Annotated in this window: 17 protein-coding genes and 1 rRNA gene; 12 read left to right on the top strand and 6 right to left on the bottom strand. The window is 64.0% G+C overall.

What is annotated here, in order from left to right; genetic code table 11:
• Positions 1-53: 53 nt before the first annotated feature.
• Complete coding sequence (locus CCOS865_RS07520; RefSeq protein ID WP_119139428.1) at positions 54-1,169, bottom strand: branched-chain amino acid ABC transporter substrate-binding protein; 1,116 nt, start codon at positions 1,167-1,169, stop codon at positions 54-56.
• Positions 1,170-1,529: 360 nt separating this feature from the next.
• On the opposite strand from CCOS865_RS07520, the gene CCOS865_RS07515 reads away from it, so the two are divergent.
• A complete protein-coding gene (locus CCOS865_RS07515; RefSeq protein ID WP_119139426.1) occupies positions 1,530-1,835 on the top strand; it encodes a DUF2288 domain-containing protein in 306 nt (101 codons plus the stop codon).
• 185 nt (positions 1,836-2,020) lie between these two features.
• Positions 2,021-2,908, top strand: coding sequence for an NAD(P)-dependent oxidoreductase (locus tag CCOS865_RS07510; protein ID WP_119139423.1), 888 nt, complete (start codon positions 2,021-2,023; stop codon positions 2,906-2,908).
• Here CCOS865_RS07510 and CCOS865_RS07505 read toward each other — a convergent pair.
• Both CCOS865_RS07505 and rapA read right to left on the bottom strand, forming a co-directional pair.
• Positions 2,808-5,072, bottom strand: coding sequence for a putative bifunctional diguanylate cyclase/phosphodiesterase (locus tag CCOS865_RS07505; RefSeq protein ID WP_119139421.1), 2,265 nt, complete (start codon positions 5,070-5,072; stop codon positions 2,808-2,810). The two genes, CCOS865_RS07510 and CCOS865_RS07505, sit on opposite strands and share 101 nt — an antisense overlap.
• Positions 5,073-5,845: 773 nt before the next feature.
• Positions 5,846-8,692: an RNA polymerase-associated protein RapA gene (gene rapA / locus CCOS865_RS07495; protein ID WP_119139417.1), complete on the bottom strand. Its 2,847-nt coding sequence runs from the start codon at positions 8,690-8,692 to the stop codon at positions 5,846-5,848.
• 123 nt (positions 8,693-8,815) lie between these two features.
• Between rapA and CCOS865_RS07490 the strand changes: the two genes are divergently transcribed.
• From CCOS865_RS07490 to CCOS865_RS07465, 8 genes are all read left to right on the top strand, one after another.
• The gene (locus tag CCOS865_RS07490; protein WP_119139415.1) at positions 8,816-9,511 is read left to right on the top strand and encodes a M949_RS01915 family surface polysaccharide biosynthesis protein; all 696 of its coding nucleotides are present in this window, start codon (positions 8,816-8,818) and stop codon (positions 9,509-9,511) included.
• 64 nt (positions 9,512-9,575) lie between these two features.
• Positions 9,576-9,902 (top strand): aspartate-semialdehyde dehydrogenase, encoded by a 327-nt coding sequence (locus tag CCOS865_RS07485; RefSeq protein WP_119139413.1) that lies wholly within the window; start codon positions 9,576-9,578, stop codon positions 9,900-9,902.
• Positions 9,903-9,962: 60 nt separating this feature from the next.
• Positions 9,963-10,124: a hypothetical protein gene (locus tag CCOS865_RS28155; protein WP_167469026.1), complete on the top strand. Its 162-nt coding sequence runs from the start codon at positions 9,963-9,965 to the stop codon at positions 10,122-10,124.
• 138 nt (positions 10,125-10,262) lie between these two features.
• Entirely contained in the window at positions 10,263-10,379 is a 117-nt protein-coding gene (gene ccoM / locus CCOS865_RS28535; RefSeq protein ID WP_279630115.1) for a cytochrome c oxidase subunit CcoM, read from the top strand.
• 303 nt (positions 10,380-10,682) lie between these two features.
• Positions 10,683-12,671: an FUSC family protein gene (locus tag CCOS865_RS07480; protein WP_119139411.1), complete on the top strand. Its 1,989-nt coding sequence runs from the start codon at positions 10,683-10,685 to the stop codon at positions 12,669-12,671.
• Complete coding sequence (locus CCOS865_RS07475) at positions 12,658-12,864, top strand: DUF1656 domain-containing protein (protein WP_119139409.1); 207 nt, start codon at positions 12,658-12,660, stop codon at positions 12,862-12,864. The genes CCOS865_RS07480 and CCOS865_RS07475 overlap by 14 nt, the downstream gene beginning before the upstream one ends.
• Positions 12,865-12,875: 11 nt before the next feature.
• Positions 12,876-13,727 carry an efflux RND transporter periplasmic adaptor subunit gene (locus CCOS865_RS07470; RefSeq protein WP_119139407.1) on the top strand — a complete coding sequence of 284 codons (852 nt, stop codon included), beginning with the start codon at positions 12,876-12,878 and terminating at the stop codon, positions 13,725-13,727.
• A 78-nt stretch (positions 13,728-13,805) separates the two neighbouring features.
• Positions 13,806-14,126, top strand: a complete 321-nt coding sequence (locus CCOS865_RS07465; protein WP_119139405.1) for a DUF2025 family protein — start codon at positions 13,806-13,808, stop codon at positions 14,124-14,126.
• Positions 14,127-14,160: 34 nt separating this feature from the next.
• Here CCOS865_RS07465 and CCOS865_RS07460 read toward each other — a convergent pair whose 3' ends face one another.
• Complete coding sequence (locus CCOS865_RS07460) at positions 14,161-16,746, bottom strand: bifunctional diguanylate cyclase/phosphodiesterase (protein ID WP_119139403.1); 2,586 nt, start codon at positions 16,744-16,746, stop codon at positions 14,161-14,163.
• A gap of 56 nt (positions 16,747-16,802) precedes the next feature.
• Positions 16,803-17,879, bottom strand: a complete 1,077-nt coding sequence (locus CCOS865_RS07455; protein WP_119139401.1) for a diguanylate cyclase — start codon at positions 17,877-17,879, stop codon at positions 16,803-16,805.
• A 126-nt stretch (positions 17,880-18,005) separates the two neighbouring features.
• Here CCOS865_RS07455 and CCOS865_RS07450 point away from each other — a divergent pair, with 126 nt between their 5' ends.
• Complete coding sequence (locus CCOS865_RS07450; protein ID WP_119139399.1) at positions 18,006-19,100, top strand: MBL fold metallo-hydrolase; 1,095 nt, start codon at positions 18,006-18,008, stop codon at positions 19,098-19,100.
• 1 nt (position 19,101) lies between these two features.
• Here CCOS865_RS07450 and CCOS865_RS07445 read toward each other — a convergent pair whose 3' ends face one another.
• Entirely contained in the window at positions 19,102-19,998 is an 897-nt protein-coding gene (locus CCOS865_RS07445; protein WP_119139397.1) for a formate/nitrite transporter family protein, read from the bottom strand.
• A 541-nt stretch (positions 19,999-20,539) separates the two neighbouring features.
• Between CCOS865_RS07445 and CCOS865_RS07435 the strand changes: the two genes are divergently transcribed.
• A 16S ribosomal RNA gene (locus CCOS865_RS07435) occupies positions 20,540-21,018 on the top strand; the annotation flags it as partial.

Here is a 21,018-nt window from a genome sequence, read left to right as displayed (position 1 = left end):
CAAAGCCCACTGCTCGCACAGTGGGCTTCTACGGTCAGCTATTAGTCACGCAGTTACTGAGGGGAGACTTCGGTCTTCGGCTTGCCGAAATGCCATTCGTAGACCACGAACTTGAAGTCTTTCAGGTCGCCCTTGGCGTCGTACGACAGGTCGCCGGTCGGGGTCTTGAAGGTGCCGGCGTGGATGGCCTCGGCCACCTTGTCGGTGTCTTCGGACTTCGCCGCCTTGATGCCTTCGGCAATCAGCTGCACCGCCGAGTAGGCCGGGAACACGAACGGGCCGCTCGGGTCCTTGCCGTCAGCCTTGATGGCGTCGGCGATGGCCTTGTTCGCAGGGTCCTGGTCGAAGGACTTCGGCAGGGTGACCAGCAGGCCTTCGGAAGCGCCCTGGGCGATCTGCGAGATGGAGTCGTTGCCGACGCCTTCCGGGCCCATGAACTTGGCTTTCAGGCCTTTTTCCTGGGCTTGGCGCAGGATCAGGCCCAGCTCTGGGTGGTAGCCGCCGTAGTAGACGAAGTCGACGTTGTTCTGCTTGAGCTTCTGGATGATCGAGGAGAAGTCCTTGTCACCGGCGTTCAGGCCTTCGAACACGGCGACCTTGGTGCCTTTGCCTTCCAGCGTCTGCTTGACGGCGGTGGCGATGCCTTCACCGTACTGCTGCTTGTCGTGCAGGACGGCAACGATCTTCGGTTTGACGTGGTCGGCGATGTAGTTGCCGGCGGCCGGGCCCTGGGCGCTGTCCAGGCCGATGGTGCGGAACACCAGTTTGTAGCCACGCGCGGTGATTTCCGGGCTGGTGGCGGCGGGGGTGATCATGATCACGCCTTCGTCTTCGTAGATGTCGGACGCAGGCTGGGTAGAGCTGGAGCACAGGTGGCCGATGACGTACTTGACGCCGTCGTTGACCACTTTGTTGGCGACTGCCACGGCCTGTTTAGGGTCGCACGCGTCGTCGTATTCCTTGGCCTCAAGCATTTTGCCATCGACACCGCCCTTGGCGTTGATGTCCTTGATGGCCTGTTTGGCGCCGATGAACTGCATGTCGCCGTACTGGGTCACAGGACCCGTCTTCGGACCGGCAATGCCGATCTTGATGGTATCGGCGGCAAACGAATGGCTGGCAACCCCGGCCAGTACCATTGCGGCGAACAGCTTGGAAATCTTGATCATTAGTGCTCCACTCATTCTGTTGTAATTCTTATAGTCCTGGCGGCCAGGGCTACAGACCGGGCGGGATTTGCGGCATGGCCATGCCATACGCAAGCCCACCTTCCCCCGGAACATGTCCCGGAACTGTACCGGTACAGTGTAGAGCGCTGTCGGAGCGCTTGAAAAGCGGGCAAAAAGCGCCTGTTTCGCGGGGTGTCGCGTGGTCGACATAAAGATACAGAAAAGCGCCATTAAAATGCCTGCATCCCCGGTCCCACCCCACATCTTCGGGACCTATCGACCAAATTACGTATTTGAAACCGGGTTTTTCTGCAAAAATACCGGCTTTTTTAATTGGCCGATTTTTGCCGGTAGGAACCCATGACTGATCAAACAAGCACCCTCTATGCCAAATTGCTCGGCGAGACAGCAATCATCGAGTGGAAGGCGTTGGAGCGTTTCTGGGCGAAGGGTGACCTGATTTGGGTCGACCCCGATCTGGACCTGATTACGGTGGCTGCGGCGATGGCCGAGAATCGCAGTGAAATCTTCGCTAAATGGCGCAGTGATGGCGCTGTCGGCTCACTGTCGGCGGAACAGGCACTAGACCTGCAGACCCGCGAGCCAGAGATCTGGGCGGTGGTGGTTTCGCCGTTTGTGGTCATGCAGGAAAAGAAAGCCGGATAACGCTGCGCTTTTTTGGTGCGCGAAAATACGCAGCGGCGTCATGTTGGTGCGTGTTGACGTGCACGTAAGGTGGAAGTTGGTAACATCGTTCCGGGTTTTCGTCACAGCGGTAACAGTTTACGTAATGCGTAATGGGGCGGCCGTCTTCACGCCGCCTCCTGAGGCTTTTCACTCTGGAGTCGTTCATGAGCACTGCACTGCCTGCGTTGGGATTCGCCGGAATCGGCCTGATGGGTTTGCCGATGTGTCGGCGGCTGCTGGCGGCGGGTTACCCGCTGACAGTGTGGAACCGCAGCCCGGAAAAATGCACCGAGCTGGTCGAGGCGGGCGCGCGCCTGGCCAGCAGCCCGGCCGAGCTGTGCCGCGAGGCCGACATGCTGCTGCTGTGCCTGGCCGATACGGCCGTGGTGCGCGAGGTGGTGTTTGCCGAGCAGGGCATTGCCCACGGCGGGCGCAGCGGCCAATTGCTGATCGACCTGTCCAGCCTGGAGCCGACCGCTACCCGCGAGATGGCCGCTGAGCTGGAAGCCCGCTGTGGCATGGCCTGGCTGGATGCACCGGTGTCGGGCGGCACGCCGGGCGCGGAAGCGGGCACCCTGGCGATCATGGTCGGCGGTGAGGCCGACGACCTGGCCCGCGCGCGTCCGGTACTGATGAACCTGGGCCAGCGGGTCACGCACATGGGCGGGGTGGGCGCGGGGCAGGTGACCAAGGCCTGCAATCAGATGATCGTCGCCTGCAACGCCTTGGTCATCGCCGAAGTGGTGGCCCTGGCCGAGCAGTCGGGGGTCGAGGCAGGCCTGATCGCCGAGGCACTGGCGGGCGGTTTCGCCGATTCCAAGCCGCTGCAGATACTGGCCCCGCAGATGGCCGAGAGCCGCTTCGAGCCCATCAAGTGGCACGTGCGCACCTTGCTCAAGGACCTCGACACGGCAGTCAAGTTTTCCCGCGAGCAGGGCTCGGCGACGCCGCTCAGTGGCCTCGCCGCGCAATTGATGCGCCTGCACGGTAGCCAGGGCTATCTGCAAAAAGATCCGGCGACCCTGGTACAGCTGTATCGGCACAAGCAATGAAGTCGCTGTCCTGGCGATCGAGGCGTTCCAGTACCGGGCGCAGGTCCGCCAGTGGCACCGGGCGGCTGAGCAGGTAACCCTGCAGGTAGTCGCAACCGTGGGCGGCGAGAAACTCGTGCTGCTCGACGGTCTCGACGCCCTCGGTCACCACCTGCAGGTGCAGGGTATGCGCCATCATGATGATCGCCTGGACGATCTCGCGGTCTTTCTGGCTGGCCGGTACGTCCTGGATGAACGAGCGGTCGATCTTCAGCACGTCCAGTGGCAGGCGCTTGAGATACGCCAGTGACGAGTAGCCGGTACCGAAGTCGTCGATCGACAGGGCCACGCCCTGGCCGCGGATCCGTTTGAGCAGGTTGATGACCCGGTGGATATCGCCCATCAGGGCGTTCTCGGTGACCTCCAGCTCCAGTTGCCAGGGCGCCAAACCCGCCAGCAGCAGGGCCATCTCGACATCCGCCGGCAGCTCTTCGCGGCCCAGGGTGAGCGCCGAGCAATTGACCGTGACCTTGAGGTTGGCATAGCCATGGCGGTTGAGCTGGGCCAGGTCTTCGCAGGCGCGGCGCAGCACCCAGAGGTCGAGGTCGGCGATCAGGCCATTGGCTTCGGCGATGCCGATGAAGCGATCCGGGCCGAGCAGGCCATGCTGCGGGTGCTGCCAGCGCACCAGTGCCTCGAGCTTGGCCACCTGGCCGGTGTGCAGGTCGAAAATCGGCTGGTAGTGCACGCACAGGCCGCGCTCTTCGAGCAGGGCGACGCGCAGTTCTTCTTCCAGTTGCAGTTCCAGGGTGGCGCGGGTGCGCAGGCCAGTGTTGAAGAAGTTGAGGTTGTTGCGTCCGCAGCCCTTGGACTGATACAGCGCCAGGTCGGCGTTTTTCAGCAGTTCTTCGGTGTTGCGTCCGTCATCGGGATAGATGCTGATGCCGATGCTGGTGGTCATGACCATGCGCCGGCCGCCGAGGTCGATCGGGTCTTTCATGCGTTGCATGATGCGCAGGGCCAGGTGCCGGGCTTCATCGCGGTTGTTGAGGCTGGTGACGATGCAGAACTCGTCGCCGCCAAAGCGCGCGACCAGGTCCTGGCTGCGGGTGGCGGCCTTGATATGGTCGGCGATGACCTTGAGCAGGTCGTCACCGGCGGCATGCCCGAGGCTGTCATTGATGCGCTTGAAGTGGTCGATGTCGAGAAACATCACCGCCAGCATGCTTTCGTTGGCGGCGTGATCGGCGAGGCGCTCGGCGAACACCTGATTGAAACCGCGACGGTTGATCAGGTTGGTCAGGGCATCGTAATGCGCGGCTTGTTGCAGTGACACCCGCGCCTGGTCGAGCTGGCTGAGCAGCACGCTGACCCGGCGCAGGTCGTGTTCCTTGCTCTGCAGCTTCTTGTCGGCGAGTGCCGCGCTGATGCTGCTGGCGCTGATCAGCAGCGTAATGCAGGCGATGGTCAGGCCCAGTTGCAGGCTGTTGTCGCTGGTGGGCAGGCTCAGCGAGGCACCCTGGGGAATCACCAGGGTCATGGCGGCCATGCCGGTGAAGTGGGTGCCGACGATGCCGGCGGCCATCAACAGGCTGGCGCCGTATTTCATGACCAGGTGCAGGGTGCCGCTGCCGTTGCGAAAGTACCGCGCCATCAGCAGTGCCACCAGGCTGGCGGCGATGGCGATGCCCAGCGAGGCCAGCAGCAGGCTGGTCTGGTAGTACTGCTGGGCGCTGGTCTGCAGCGCAGCCATGCCGACGTAATGCATCAGGGTGATGCCCAGGCCAATGCAAGTGGCGGCCTGGAGATAGTGGCGCGGGCGCATGTCGCGGCGGTCGAGGCTGTTCATGGCGAGCCAGGCGGCGAACAGCGCGAGCAGCAGCGACAAGCCTGTCAGGGCGACGTCGTAGTGAATTTCCAGTGGGGCGCGGAAGGCCAGCATGCTGATGAAGTGCATGGCCCAGATGCCGCCAGACAGGCAGCAGGCGCCGAGCACGCGCCATTGGCGGCGGGCGCTGGGGTTTTCACTGTGGCTTTGGCGTTCGGCCATGTCGAGGGTGGCGAAGCTGGCCGCGCAGACCACGACATAGGCCAGGCTCACCAGAAACGGCTCGTGTTGGCAGTCGAGCAGGATCTGGCCCGACGTGGGTAACGCGGCGAACAATTGCAGTCCCAGCCAGTCCATGGAGTGCCTCTTCTTCGAGCCTGCACTTGTCCCCCGAGGGGGCTGTTCAGCAAGCAGTATAGGAAGAGGTGCTTATGCCTTCAGGATTAATGGCATTTTGGTTTCTACGATTTGGATATGAGGGTAATAGCGGGAGGGTCTAAGTGGGTCTCAGTGGCCTGGTTCGTTTGTGTGATGCGGCTACTGGCCCCTGCCGCCCAACGGCGGGTCACTTTTCTTCTTGTGGCAATGGTGGTGGCTATTCGGGCCTCATCGCGGGCAAGCCCGCTCCTACAAGGACCGCGCCGACCTGTAGGAGCGGGCTTGCCCGCGATGGCCGGAAGGTCAATGCAAATTCTGGCGCTGCCGCGCTGTACCGCCCTCACAAACCCGCGAGAGCGCAGCGATTCGCCAGCCGTTGCCCTGGCCCTTGATCTGGCCCTTGATCTTGATCTGGCGTGTGATCTTGATCTACCGCGACTTCAGGAGGCCGAACGGAGGTCTTGCGGAGCGGGGTGACGGCCAGGAAGGCCGGCAAGGGCTGGGGGCCAGGAAGGCCCCTACAGCCCGGTCCACGCGGGAGCAAGACCGGAGTGAGGGAACCCGCAGCGCAGCGGAGGGCCGTATGTGGGAGCCGGCGGTTTTTGGTTACTTTTTTCCAAGAAAAAAGTGACCCGCCGTAAGGGCGGAAGGGGCCATGAGCTGCACCACATCGAACGGATAAGCCAAAAACTGAATGACCAACCCCAGCCAAAAAAAAGGCCGCTAAAGCGGCCTTTTCTTCAACGACACAATCAACCGGCGACCAGTACGCGAATCGCCTCCAGCCGCAACGCAGCCTTCTCCAGCATCGCCAGACCTTGCTCACGCTGCTTGCGCACCGCCTCGATCTCGCTGTCACGCACACTCGGGTTGACCGCCTGCAACGCCGTCAAGCGCGCCAGCTCTTCATCCGCCTCGGCAGCCAGACGCCGCTGGGCATCCGCCACGCGCTCGACGTGCACCGGCTCGATCTTCGCGTCAGCGCCGCTGATACGCTGCGCCAAGACATCACGCTGGGCCTGGATGAACTTGTTGGCACTGGCTCGCGGCACGCTTTCGAGCTGCTCGTTGAGGGTCTCGAAGGCGACCCGCGGGCCCAGGTCGTTGCCGTTGGCATCGAGCAGGCAACGCAGCGCCGCGGAGGGCAGGTAACGGCCCAGCTGCAGGCTGCGCGGTGCCACCACCTCGCTGACGTACAGCAGCTCGAGCAGCACCGTGCCCGGCTTGAGTGCCTTGTTCTTGATCAGCGCCACCGCCGTGTTGCCCATCGAGCCGGACAGCACCAGGTCCATGCCGCCCTGGACCATTGGGTGCTCCCAGGTCAGGAACTGCATGTCTTCACGCGACAGCGCCTGGGCACGGTCGTAGGTGATGGTCACGCCTTCGTCGTCACCCAGCGGGAAGCTGGCGTCGAGCATCTTCTCGCTCGGCTTGAGGATCAGGGCGTTTTCCGAATGGTCTTCGCTGTCGATGCCAAACGCGTCGAACAGGGTTTCCATGTAGATAGGCAGGGCGAACTGGTCATCCTGCTCGAGAATCGCCTCGACCAGCGCCTGGCCTTCGCCGGCACCGCCGGAGTTGAGCTCGAGCAGGCGGTCGCGGCCGCTGTGCAGTTCGGCTTCGAGGTTTTCCCGCGCGGTCTTGGCCTCGGCGACCAGCGCATCCCAGGCACCGGCTTCACCGCTTTCGAGCAGTGGCAACAGGCGCGGGCCGAACTGGTGCTGCAGCGCGCTGCCGGTCGGGCAGGTGGCGAGGAAGGCGTTCAGGCCCAGGTGGTACCACTGGAACAGGCGCTCTTGCGGGCTGTCCTGCAGGTACGGGATGTGCAGCTCGATGGTGTGCTTCTGGCCGATCCGGTCAAGACGGCCGATACGCTGTTCGAGCAAGTCGGGGTGGGCCGGCAGGTCGAACATCACCAGGTGGTGGGCGAACTGGAAGTTACGGCCTTCGCTGCCGATTTCCGAGCAGATCAGCACCTGGGCGCCGAACTCTTCGTCGGCAAAGTAAGCGGCGGCGCGGTCGCGCTCGAGGATGCTCATGCCCTCGTGGAACACCGTGGTGGGGATGCCGGAGCGCACGCGCAGGGCGTCTTCCAGGTCCATCGCGGTCTCGGCATGGGCGCAGATCACCAGGACCTTGGTGCGCTTGAGCATCTTCAAGGTGTCGATCAGCCAGTCGACGCGCGGGTCGAAGCGCCACCAGCGCTCTTCTTCGTCGCCCGCGCCCTGAGCCTGGAAGGCCACTTCCGGGTACAACTCGGCGCGCTCGCCGCTCGGCAGCTCGGCGTACTGCTCGGGGTTGGCCAGCGGGTACGGGTGCAGGTGACGCTCCGGGAAGCCCTGCACCGCGGCGCGGGTGTTGCGGAACAGCACGCGGCCGGTACCGTGGCGGTCGAGCAGCTCACGGATCAGGCGCGCGCTGGCCTCGCTGTCACCGTCGCTGACCGCGGTCAGCAGCGCCTCGCCTTCGGCACCCAGGAAACCCTGGATGGTGGCGTGGGCCTTGGGCGACAGACGGCCTTGTTCGAGCAGCTCCTGGACGGCTTCAGCCACCGGGCGATAGTTTTCGCTCTCGGCGCGGAACGCCGCCAGGTCATGGAAACGGTGCGGGTCGAGCAGGCGCAGACGCGCGAAGTGGCTGTCCTGGCCCAGTTGCTCCGGGGTTGCGGTGAGCAGCAGCACGCCAGGGATGACCTCGGCCAGTTGCTCGACCAGGCCGTACTCCGGGCTGACCTGCTCTTCGTGCCACACCAGGTGGTGGGCTTCGTCGACCACCAGCAGGTCCCAGCCCGCGGCGAACAGCGCGTCCTGGGCTTTTTCGTCGTCGACCAGCCATTCCAGCGCGACCAGCGCCAGCTGGGCATCTTCGAACGGGTTGCTGGCATCGCTTTCAATGAAGCGCTCAGCGTCGAACAGCGCCACTTCGAGGTTGAAGCGCCGGCGCATCTCCACCAGCCACTGGTGCTGGAGGTTTTCCGGGACCAGGATCAGCACGCGGTTGGCGCGCCCGGTGAGCAGCTGGCGATGGATCACCAGGCCGGCTTCGATGGTCTTGCCCAGGCCCACTTCGTCGGCCAGCAGGACCCGCGGGGCCATCCGGTCGGCGACTTCACGGGCGATGTGCAGCTGGTGGGCGATCGGCTGCGCGCGGCAGCCACCCAGGCCCCACAGCGAAGACAGCATCTGCTTGCTGTTGTGCTGCAGGGTGTTGTAGCGCAACGAGAACCACGCCAGCTGGTCGATCTGCCCGGCGAACAGGCGATCACTGGCCAGGCGGAACTGGATGAAGTTGGACAGCTGCGTCTCCGGCAGGGTGCGCGGCTGGTTTTGCGCATCGAGCCCGTGGTAGACCATCAGCCCGTCGACGTCGTCGACCTCGCGCACGGTCAGCTTCCAGCCCTCGAAGTGAGTGATCTGGTCGCCTGGGGAGAAGCGCACGCGGGTCAGCGGCGCATTGCGCAGGGAATACTGACGGGTGTCGCCAGTGGCCGGATAAAGCACGGTCAGCAGGCGGCCATCCTGCGCCAGGATGGTACCCAGGCCGAGCTCGGCTTCGCTGTCGCTGATCCAGCGTTGCCCCGGTTGATACTGCTGCGCCATACTGCCTGAACTCCCGCCGATGAAAAGCCGGCTATGTTAACGGATAGACCGGGCAGACCAAAGAATAAAGAGTCTAGCCGTTTCATCGACGAACACCGCCAACCGATGAGGACACCGAGCCGAATGCTTGCCAAGCACTGCTGGTTGAACGCCTCCCTCGGCCTGGGCAGCCTGCTGCTGCTGGCCGCCTGCGATCAGAAGAACTTCGAGACGCTGCCGCCGATCCCGGTCGAGCAGCTGGAAGTGCTGGGCGTGCAGACGCCGATCAAGAGCGTGCACTTTCGCGACCGTGACGGCGAGGGGCTGCTGGTCCTCAGCCGCGTCGATGGCCAGGCCACCGATGCCGAGAGCGAGCAGGAAGTCGACAAGGTGGTGCTCAAGGCCACCTTGTACGGGCGTAACGCCAGCGCCGATGCCTTCAAGCCGCGCTGGCAGATCGAACAGGAGACCACCTGCCCGGGCCTGGACCTGGACGTGGACTTCTTCAGCGATGTCAGTGACGTCAGCGACCTCAATAAAGACGGGGTGGCCGAACTGACCGTGGCCAGCCATGCGTTCTGCGGTGGCGGCATCGACCCGCACGACATTTCCATCGAACTGCGTGAAGGCCAGCAGGTCTACAGCATCACCGGTCAGTCGCTGATCACCCCGGCCGGCGAAGAGCCGATCGGCGGCGAGCGGCAAGACAGCGCCTCGTTGAAAAATGCCGCCCAGGTGCTGCGCGATCACCTCGATGCGGTCTGGCAGCAGGTCTACAAGCGACCCTGGAGCGAAGCCACCCCGCCACAGGACGACGGCCCTGACGAAACGCCGGACTAATGCCTGAGCAGCGCGCTCAAGACCGCTGAGGGCTGGCCGATACAGTAGCTACAGGAGAACTCCCATGCTGCCGCCGATCATCCCCCTCAGTGCCGCCCCCGTGACCTCGCAACGTGACCCGGTCAAGCCAACCCCGGACATCCCCCCGGTGGTGCCCGCGCAGGCCTCCTCTGGCGACAGCTCGATCGACCTCAAGCAGCAGCGCGACCCCAACGAGCAGGCCCTGCTGTTGCGTGACGAGCAACGGCGCCAGCAGCAACGCCGGCACCATGACCAGGACGAGCGCTATGAAGCGCTCGCCGGTGAAGAGCTGAATGCCGACAACACCGTGCCGGTGGCGCCGCTGGGTGAGCGCCAGCGCCAGGGTTTGCTGGTCGATATCGAAGTCTGACTGGCCAATGCGGGCGCCTGCCTGCATCATGCAAGTCTCTGCTGACAGTCGGGCCCGCCCATGAGTGAAGACAACCTGATCGACTTCGGTGCCGAGCGCGCCAAACGTATTCATGACCTCAAGGACAAGCGCCTCAACGAAGTGCGCCAGGCCTTCGAGCAGGCCATGCCGTTGACCGCCGGCAAAAAGAAGAAGTCCAAGGGCAAGCCCAAGAAGCGCTGAACCTTGACGCAGGTCAGCCCTGCAACCGCCTCGCGTGCCCGGTCCCGGGCACCATTGACCCTGGTCAATATCCTCGCCCCGTAGATTCGCTACCTTGCATCCCATCGGACAACGGCAAACGACTACGGGAGCACCGACATGTTCTTCGACAATGTGGTTATCGCAGGTGTGGTAACGGTCGGGTTGATGATCGTGTTCTTCGCCGGTCTGGGCATTTTCATCTGGAAGGACTCGCACAAGCGCAAGCAGCGCTGAGCCTTTCCGGTTCACGAGCACGCAAGGCATTTAGGGCGACTTCGGTCGCCCATTTTTTTGTCTGCGATTTTTGTGCTGACCTGTGCCGGCCTCTTCGCGGGTGAACCCGCTCCCACAGGGACAGTGCTGCTGCAAAGCCCTTGCGCGGTCCCGGTGGGAGCGGGTTCACCCGCGAAGAGGCCGGTCCAGGCGACTCAGGCTTGCAAAGTCCTATTGATGCTTAGCTAGCTAATTATTTGTTTCCGCTTTATCCTTTCCGTCATTGTCTATCGTTCTACTCATCCTCCCCGCAAGGTCCGCTTCGTGCCCATCACCTTCCAGGCCCTGTTCGCACCCAGCAGCCTCGCCCTCAAGTTCGCCATCAAGACCCTGTTGGGCGGCGGCCTGGCGTTGTGGCTGGCCATGCGCTGGGGCCTGGAGCAGCCTTCCTGGGCGCTGATGACGGCCTTTATCGTTGCCCAGCCGCTGTCCGGCATGGTGGTGCAGAAGGGCCTCGCCCGGGTGGCCGGCACCCTGGTCGGCACCTGCATGTCGGTGCTGTTCATCGGCCTGTTCGCCCAGACCCCGTGGTTGTTCCTCCTCAGCCTGGCCCTGTGGCTGACGCTGTGCACCGCCGCGTCGACGCTACTGCGCAGCGCCTGGGCGTATGCCTTCGTGCTGGCCGGCTACACCGTGGCGATCATCGCCTTGCCCGCGGTCGACCATCCGCTGCAGATCTTCGACCAAGCCGTGGCCCGTTGCACCGAGATCTGCCTGGGGATCGTCTGTGCCACCGCCAGCAGCGCCTTGCTCTGGCCGTTGCGCGTCGAGCAGCAGCTCGCCGGCCAGGCGCGCCAGGCCTGGCGCAATGGCCTGCAGGCGTCCAGCGCCATGCTCGGCGGCGAGGAAGGCGCGCGTCAGGGCTTGCTGGAAATACTCGGGCGCCTCGTCGCGATCGACGCCCAGCGCGAACATGCCTGGTTCGAGGGCAGCAGTGGCCGGCAGCGGGCCAAGGCTATTCGTGGGCTGACCCAGAAACTCATGGTGCTGTTGCGCATTTCCCGTTCCGTGCGCCGGCAATGGCGCCAGCTCGACGCGCGCGAGGCCGAGCACCTGGCGCCGTGGCTGGAGCGCGTCCGCGCGCAGTTGGCTGCGCCCGACCTGGCCAGCCTGCTGCTGTTGCGCCAACAGGTGTGGGACGCCGCCCAGGGCGAGCGGCTCAGTTCGGCCGAGCATTACTGCCTGGCACGCCTGGCCTTGTTGCTCGATTACGCCATGGCTGCGACCCAGGCCCTGCAGGCTGTCGAGCAGGGCAGGGCGGTGAAAGACGGCGCGCCCGGCCTGGCGGTGCACCGTGACCTGCCCGTGGCGCTGCTGTTCGGCTCGCGCAGTGCCCTGGCCTTTCTGGTGATGAGCTGCTTCTGGCTGGCCACCGCCTGGCCCTCGGCGCCAGGCGGCCTGGTGCTGACCTGCGTGGTCTGCAGCCTGTTCGCCAGCCGCGAGAACGGCGCGCAGATCGGCTTGAGTTTCTTGCGCGGGATTCTTCTGGCGATCCCCGCGGCGTTTATCGTCGGGCAGATCCTCCTGCCGCAGTGGAGCAGCTTTGCCATGCTCTGCCTGGGCATGGGCGTGCCGTTGTTGTTTGGCGCGTTGGGCATGGCCCATCCGCGCACTGGCGCGACCGCCACTTCCTTTTGCCTGCATTTCATCGTCCTGGTGTCGCCGCTCAACAGCATGAGTTTCAGCGTGGCGAGCATGCTCAACAGCGCCCAGGCCATGCTGATCGGTGTCGGCGCGGCGGTGCTGGCGTTCCGTCTCGTGGTGATTCGCCACCCGACCTGGCTCGGCCGTCGCCTGCGCGCGGCCACCCAACGCGACCTGGTACGCCTGACCCGGCGCGACCTGCGGGGCGCCGACAGCTGGTTTGGCGGGCGCATGGCCGACCGCCTGATGCAGCTGGCGCGGCATGCCAGTGAACTGCCAGAAGCCGAGCGCCAGCGCTGGGACGATGGCCTGCACGGCCTGGATATCGGTGATGAGCTGGTGCACCTGCGCATGTGTCTTGCGATCGCCCAGGCGCCCTTGGCCAACGCCGAACGGGACTACTTGCAGCACGTCGAAACAGTGCTGGCCAAAGGGCCGGCCGCGGGCCGCGGGCAGCGCCTGGATGCGCCCAGCCAGGTATTCATCGAGGCCCTGCGCCGCCAGCCGCCGAGCGACCCGCTACGGCTGGCCGAAGGCGCAGTGCTGCAATTGCAGAAAAGCTGGCGCAAGTGGTGCCGCTGGCAGGAGGACGTCCATGGGCTTGCGTGAATGGGCGCTGGGCGGCGTATTGCTCAGCCCGATGCTGATCTACGTGCTGATCGCGCTGCTGCTGACCGGCCTGTTGCGCCTGGTGGTGCAGGCCACGCCGCTGGGGCGCTGGATCTGGCATGAAGCGTTGTTCGATGTGGCGCTGTTCGTTTGTGTCCTGTTCCTGGTAGTGCGTCTATCAGGGCCTTTGTAAGGAGTAAGTCGATGCGTGCCGTTGTCCGTCCCCTGGTCACCTTGTGCGTGGTGGTGATCGCCGTGTTCGCCGGCGTTCAGCTGTGGCAGTACTACATGCTCACCCCGTGGACCCGCGACGCCCGGGTGCGCGCCGACGTGGTGGTGATCGCCCCGGACGTGTCCGGCTGGGTGCGTGAGCTCAAGGTCCACGACAACCAGCAGGTCAAGGCCGGCGACCTGTTGATGAGCATCGACCGCGAACGCTTCCAGGCGGCGCTCGAGCAGGCCGCTGCGGTGGCCGAAACCCGCTCCCAGCAGGTGCGCCTGCGCGAGCGCGAGGCGGCCCGGCGCACCGCGCTCGGCCCGGAGGCGATCAGTGCCGAGTTGCGCGAGAATGCCCAGATCAACGCCGCCATTGCCCGCGGCGAACTGCACGAGGCCGAGGCCCAGTTGCAGGTCGCCAAGCTCAACCTGGCGCGCAGCGAAGTGCGCGCACCACGCAGTGGTCACATCACCAACCTGCGCCTGGCGCAAGGCAACTACGTCACGACCGGGCAGTCGGTGATGGCCCTGGTGGACGATTCGACCTTCTATATCCAGGCCTACTTCGAAGAAACCAAGCTGCCGCGGATCCGTGTCGGCGACCCGGTCAAGGTCTGGCTGATGGGCGCCGGTGATGCGCTGCCGGGGGAAGTCGAGAGCATCAGCCGGGGGATCACCGACAGCAACAGCAATCCGGACAGCCAGCTGCTGCCCGAGGTCGAGCCGACGTTCAACTGGGTCCGCCTGGCGCAGCGGATCCCGGTGCGGATACGTCTGCAGCAGATCCCAGAGGGGTTGAGCCTGAGTGCGGGGATGACGGCCAGCGTTCAGGTGCGCTAGGCTGACACCCGCGCGTGGCCCGTCAGAGGCGACCGCAGGCCCTGCGTGCGTGACTTCCCTACTTTTGCGAGGTACGCCATGGCCATCACATCCCAGGACATCTGCTCGGCAGCTGACCAACTCAACGGTTTCGTCGGTTTTCACGGCAAGCGCGGCACCCACATCGTGCGTTTTTCAGAGGACGCGTTCGGCATGGACGTGGCCGATGACAGCATCACCCCCTGCAGCGAGTTCGTCTGGCGCGCCGAAACCGGCCAGCGCATGGCGCTGTGTCGCCAACGCCTGGCGTTGCTGCTCGAGCAGCATGTCGATGACCGGCTGAACATCGCCGAGCCGCTGCGCATCTACCTGCAGCGCAGCGACCTGCCGGAGATCGTTGCCGAGCGTAAACCGTACTGATCTGATCCTGGGCATGGCAGCGGCATGCGGGGCGCTACGACGCCCCATGCCGCTGATCATGCGGCTGGCGCAACAACGCCTCGAAACTCGCCTTGTCGACCGGCCGGCTCAGGTAGAACCCCTGCACCTCATGGCAGCGCTCCTTGCCCAGTGCCTGCAGTTGCTGTTCGTTCTCCACCCCCTCGGCCGTCACCGTCAGCCCCATCGCCTTGCCCAGGTTGATGATCGCCTGGACCACCGCCCGATCATTGCCACTCTGGCTGTTCAGCCCGGCAATGAAACGCTTGTCGATCTTGATGCTGTCGAACGGGTAGGTGCGCAGGTAGCCCAGCGATGAATAGCCGGTGCCGAAGTCATCCATGTTCAGCCGCACGCCCAGCTCCTTGAGCGCGAGCATGGTGCCCAGCGCGCCCTCGATGTCGTTGAGCATGACGTTCTCGGTGATCTCCAGCTCCAGCCGCTGGGCCGGGAAGCCGGTCTCCAGCAAGATGTCGCGCACATCGGCGACCACGTCGCTGCGGGCGAACTGCGCCGGCGACAGGTTGACCGACACCAGCAGCGCCTGTGGCCAGTCACGTGCAGCCTGGCAGGCCTCGCGCAATACCCAGCGACCGAGGGTGGCGATCAGGTCGCTCTGCTCGGCCAGGGCAATGAACACGTCCGGCCCGAGTAGGCCTTCCTGCGGGTGCTGCCAGCGCACCAGCGCCTCGACCGAAACGATCTGCAGGTCGTCCAGGCGGTAGCGCGGCTGGTAGTGAAGGACGAACTGGTTCTGCTTGAGTGCCTGGCGCAGGTCGTTTTCCAGCTGGCGGCGGTACTGGATCTGCTGGCTCATCTCCAGCGCAAAGTAACGCCAGGTGTTCTTGCCATCGGCCTTGGCCTGGTACAGGGCGATGTCGGCGCAGCGGATCAGCTCACCGGCATCGAAGCCTTGGGTGCGGGTCTGGGCGACGCCGATGCTGACCCCGACCTGCAACGGCTGCTGGTCGAAGTCGATCGTGCGCTGCAACAGTTCGATCAGGCGCGCGCAGAGCCGATCGATCTCGACGCGGTTGTCCATGCCGTTGAGCACCAGCACGAACTCGTCACCGCCCAGGCGCGCCACCAGGTCGCCGTCGCGGGTGGCGTCGCGCAGGCGTGCGGCGACTTCCTGCAGCACCGCGTCGCCGGCGGCGTGGCCGAGCGAGTCGTTGATCGGCTTGAAGTTGTCCAGGTCGAGCAGCAGCAGGGTCAACGGTGGCGACTCGCTGCCTCGCAGCAGGGCGTGCTCGAGGTGGCGTGAGAGCTTGTTGCGGTTGGCCAGGCCGGTCAGCGCGTCATGCATCGACAGGTGCTGGATCCTGGCGTGGGCATCGACTTCGTCGGTGATGTCGCTGGCGGTGCCGCGAAAGCCCCCGAGCTTGCCGTTGTAGACGATCGCCCGGGCAGAAATCCGGCAGTAGCGGTTCTCCCCGCTGTGGTCGCGGTAGGCGCAGCGCAGGTTGGCCAGTTGCTGCGGGTCGGCGTCGGTCTGTGCGTCCAGCCACGGCGACAGGGGCGTGGTGTCGCAGGCCAGCAGTTGGTTGAGCGGCTGGCCCAGCCAGTCCTCGACACGGTAGCCGGTGACCCTGGCAAAGCGTTGCGACAGGTACGTCAGGCGCTGATTGCGGTCGGTTTCCCAGATCCAGTCGGAGGCCGCCTCGGCCACCGCACGAAAGCGCTGCTCGCTGGCCTCCAGGGCCTGGTTGCTGTGCTCAAGGCGCTGCAGGCTTTGGTCGATGGCGAGCGAACTGCGCAGGGCGTTACGGAACAGGTAGAGCATCACCAGGCCCAGCACCAGCAGGGCAGCGAACAACGGTGGCAGCACCGCCCAGCGCAACTGCTGGCCAGGCTGCGGGCTGTTCCAGGCCAGCCGGTAGCCGGTGGTGCCGAGGGCAATCGATGAGGGGGCAGGCGTGTTGCCAGCCACCTTCTCTACACGCATCTCGGCCAGCCCTGCGCCCTGCCCGAGCTGGGCCAGCTTGGCTTCGGTCAGTTGGTCGACGAAGAGCATCACCGGGGCTGCGGCCACCTCGCTCTCAAGCACGTCTTTGTCCGGGCGAATGGCCGCCGCGCTGAGCACCGCCGGCCAACCGTTGAGCAGCACGAACTGGGTGATCTGCTCGCGAGCCGGTGCCACCTGGCGGGCCTGGGCGATGATCGGTGCCAGCGGGGTGTCGAGGTAGGCGCTGGCCGGTGATTCGGTCGGCTTGCCCTTGAACAGCGCGTAGGCGGTGCGCTGGTCGTCGACCACGAACACCCCTTCATAACCGCTGGCGCTGTACAGCGATTCGCCGACGTTCTTCTCTTCGTAGGCCCAGTGCCAGTCGACCTCGCCGGCCAGGTGCTGGAAGGCGGCGTCCCATACGGCATAACTGGAGAGGAACTGGCGCGAGGCCAACACGCGCTGCTGCAACGCCTGGGTGGCGTGGAAGGTACTGCGGTCCTGCTCCTGGCTGTCCAGGGTGCTGGCGATATTCAGCAGAGCGCCCAGGGTCACCAGGGCGGCGAGCACGAACAGTACCGAGAAACCGACGATCAGTCGGCGGACTTGCAAGCGTGGAGCGGGGCGTGCGGGCGTAAGGGCGGCGGTCCTGTCCATGCGCGAGGCAACTCCTTGAGAACAGCATCCCTCCCGCCAAAGGCTTGAGGGAAGGTTCAGTCAGGATAGGCCAGCCTGAGCGGTGCGGCCCCGCCGCGGGTAAAATTCACCTGGTCACGGCCTTGGTGCTTGGCCGCGTACAAGGCCTTGTCGGCCTGGTCGAGCCAGTGTTCGGGCGACTTCAGGCCCTTGTCGAACGCCGACAGGCCGATGCTCAGGCTGATGCGCAGGGCCGGTAACTGCGGGTTGCGGTAGGCGCTGACCCGCTCACGCAGGTTTTCCATGGCCTGGCACGCCTGGCCCTGGCCCTGGCCGGGGAAGATCACGCAGAACTCGTCACCGCCATAGCGCCCGGCCTGGTCGTCCTGCCCAAGGTTGCGCTGCAGTTCCTGGCTCAGGTGGCGCAGCACGCTGTCGCCCACCACATGGCCGAAGGTGTCGTTGATGGCCTTGAAGTGGTCGATGTCGATCAAGGCGATCACCGCTGGCAGCTGCTGCTGGCGGCAGATCTGGAACTTGAGCAGCAGCAGGTCCTTCCACGCGCCGTGGTTGAGCAAGCCGCTCAGGCTGTCGGTACGGCTCAGTGCGCTAAGCTGACGTTTGTGCTCGGCCAGCTTGATCGCCAGCCGATAGCAGACCCAGCCCAGCGCCAGCGGGTACAGGGTGAGCATCGGCAGGCAGGCATACACTTGCAGTGGCGAGGCCTGCAGTTGCAGGCCCGTGCCGAGCACCAGGCTGGCCAGTAGCATGCCGGCCAGTTGGGCCAGCAGCCCGCGCACAAGCAGCCGCTTGCCGCCGGCCGCGACATTGTTGAGGGTCATCATCGACAGGAGGGTGACGCTGGGCAGCGGATTGAAATGGATGGCCGCAGTCCAGAAGCCGCCCATCAGCGAGTCGATCAGCAGGTTGCGCTGCTCGGCGTGGTACGGCGTGGCGCAGCGCAAGGCCCAGTGGTAAGCAAGATGCGGCCAGGCGAGGCCGTTGCAGACCAGTAGCAGCCAGACCCAGGTCGGCGGCTGCAAGGGGGCGAGGGCGGCCATGACACTGAACAGGCCAATGCCCATGCCGATGATTCTCGGCAGGTAGATGCGCCTGACAAATGAGAGTCCCTTGCCGCTTCGGTTGTCGATCATGTTCGTGGTTCTTCCGTGGGGCGCCGTTTATCGCATAAATCACATGAATATTGTTCAACAGTGTCCATGCACTGAAAAATGACCTTGCAAGCCAATTCACGGTTGATCCGATCACTGTGGGGTAACATGAAGGCCTTGTTCCTGTTTGGAGTGCTCCTGCTCATGTTGCCTACGGCCTCCCCTGCCGCCGAACCGGCGCATTACCAGGATGGGCGATTCCACAATCTGGCGTCGTTGCCCCAGGACGGGGTGATGAAGAAGTTGCGCATCGGCCTCAAGTACCTGTTCTTGCGCAAGCCACCGCAGACTCGCCCGGCGGCACCGATCAGCCTGCAACCGATGACCCGCCAGCAGGTCCTCGACGCGCCAGACCGTAGCCTTTGGCGACTGGGCCACTCGACGGTACTGCTCAAGTTGCGTGGGCGCTTCTTTATTACCGACCCGGTGTTCGCCGAGCGCGCCTCGCCGGTGCAATGGGCCGGGCCGCTGCGCTTCCATGCGCCGCCCCTGGCGCTAAATGAAGTGCCAGCGTTGGCGGCGGTGATCATTTCCCACGACCATTTCGACCACCTCGACGAGCAGGCCATCCTCCAGCTGGCAGGGCGCACCAGCCAGTTCCTCGCGCCGTTGGGGGTAGGTGACCGCCTGATAGAGTGGGGCGTGCCTGCCAGTAAAGTGCGCCAGCTCGACTGGTGGCAGGAAACCGAAGTCGAGGGCGTGCGCTTCGTCGCCACCCCGGCGCAGCATTTTTCCGGGCGTGGGCTGTTCGACAGCAACAAGACCCTGTGGGCCTCCTGGGTGATCATCGATGACCAGTTGCGGCTGTTCTTCAGTGGCGACACCGGCTACTTCGATGGTTTTCGCGAGATCGGCGAGCGTTATGGACCCTTCGACCTGACGCTGATCGAAACCGGTGCCTATAACCTGGCCTGGCCGAACGTGCACATGCAGCCCGAGCAGAGCCTGCAGGCGCACCTTGACCTGCGCGGGCGGTGGATGCTGCCGATTCACAATGGCACCTTCGACCTGTCCACCCATGACTGGCAAGAGCCGTTCGAACGGATCCTGGCGCTGGCCACGGCGGCCCAGGTAAAACTCTGCACGCCACAGATGGGCGAACGCATCAGCCTCGACTCGCCGCACGCCGGGCAGAACTGGTGGCAACCGCGGCCCGTGCGCCAGCAGGGCAGGGCGGCGCAGCGCTCGGTGGCGTCGCGCTAGCTCAGAGCCTCGGCTCCTGCCGGCGAGTGGCGCGCTTGTGGTCTTCCTTTAATAGCTGCGAAGGCGGCTTGCCACTGTCACTGCGCACCTGGGCGTGGCTGATCAGGGCAAAGATGAAGCTGCCGCCGACGATGTTGCCGGCCAGCGTCGGCAGGGCGAACTGCAACCAGAAGGCCGTCCAGGTCTCATCCCCGGCCCAGACCAGGTAGGCCACCTCTACCGAACCGACGACGATATGGGTGAAGTCGCCGAGGGCCATCAGGTAGGTGATCATCAGGATGATCCAGATCTTGGCGTTCTCCATGGCCGGGATCATCCACACCATGGTGGCGATCATCCAGCCGGAGACGATGCCCTTGGCGAACATCTGGCTGATGTCATTGGTCATGACCTTGCGGCCGATCTCGAGAAACGCCACATCGGCCTTGCTGTCGAAGATCGGCAGCTCGAGCATGACCCACGACACTAATAGTGTGCCGGCCAGGTTGCCGGCCAGCACCACCGTCCACAGGCGCAGCAGCCGGCCAAGGTTGGCCAGGGTGGGTGTGGTCATCAGGGGCAGGACGGCGGTGAGGGTGTTTTCGGTAAATAGCTGCTGGCGGGCCAGGATCACCGCGAGAAACCCCGCGCTGTAGCCCAGGCTGGCGATCACCTGAGCGCTGTCGCCTTCAGGCAGGCGGGCATAGAACAAGCCCATCGCCATCAGCGACAGGCCCATGCTCAGCCCGGCGGCCAGGGCTGACCACCAGAGGGCGGCGAGGGTGCGCTCGAGCTCCTGGTCGCCCTGGGTGCGGATGATCTCGTGCAGTACCGCCGCCCGAGGCGGCTGGTTGTGGCTGATTGCCTGCTCTTCATCCGCCGACAGGCCTGGGGTCTTGTCGCTTTGCGCATCGCTCATGGCCGCTGTGCTCCGCTGGGGGGTTCTCTACAGATCCACAGCCGTGCTGTTTAGTTGCCCAGCAGGCCCCTGTAAGTGCCCGAAAGTTTTTTTAGATCAAGGTGTTGACTCTCAATTCAAACGGCGTATTATTCGCCTCCTCGCAGCGATGCAGTCGCAGCGAGATGGCCGTAAACGTTGAGATTCACGGTGGGAAAAAGGCAGTTGACAGCAGGTTGTAACGCTGTAGAATTCGCCTCCCGCTACGAGAGATCGCAGCGAGCCAAGTGTTTGAAGTTGAACGAGATTCTCGCAAAAAACTTCAAAATAAACGCTTGACAGGCTCTGAGGAAAGCGTAGAATGCGCGCCTCGGTTGAGGCGAAAAGCTCTTAACCAACCGCTCTTTAACAAATTGAATCAAGCAATTCGTGTGGGTGCTTGTGAGTATGGTTTGATAGTCGCCAAGATTATCAGCATCACAAGTGGCCACATGAGAAATCATAGTAGTCATTTGAGATTGCTGAGCCAAGTTTAGGGTTTCTTAAAAACCCAAGCAGTATTGAACTGAAGAGTTTGATCATGGCTCAGATTGAACGCTGGCGGCAGGCCTAACACATGCAAGTCGAGCGGATGAGAAGAGCTTGCTCTTCGATTCAGCGGCGGACGGGTGAGTAATGCCTAGGAATCTGCCTGGTAGTGGGGGACAACGTTTCGAAAGGAACGCTAATACCGCATACGTCCTACGGGAGAAAGCAGGGGACCTTCGGGCCTTGCGCTATCAGATGAGCCTAGGTCGGATTAGCTAGTTGGTGAGGTAATGGCTCACCAAGGCGACGATCCGTAACTGGTCTGAGAGGATGATCAGTCACACTGGAACTGAGACACGGTCCAGACTCCTACGGGAGGCAGCAGTGGGGAATATTGGACAATGGGCGAAAGCCTGATCCAGCCATGCCGCGTGTGTGAAGAAGGTCTTCGGATTGTAAAGCACTTTAAGTTGGGAGGAAGGGCAGTTGGTTAATACCTTGCTGCTTTGACGT

The organism is Pseudomonas reidholzensis, from assembly GCF_900536025.1.
Lineage (GTDB): Bacteria > Pseudomonadota > Gammaproteobacteria > Pseudomonadales > Pseudomonadaceae > Aquipseudomonas > Aquipseudomonas reidholzensis.
Note: the sequence above shows the minus strand (reverse complement) of the source record. Positions and strands in the feature narration are given on the sequence as shown.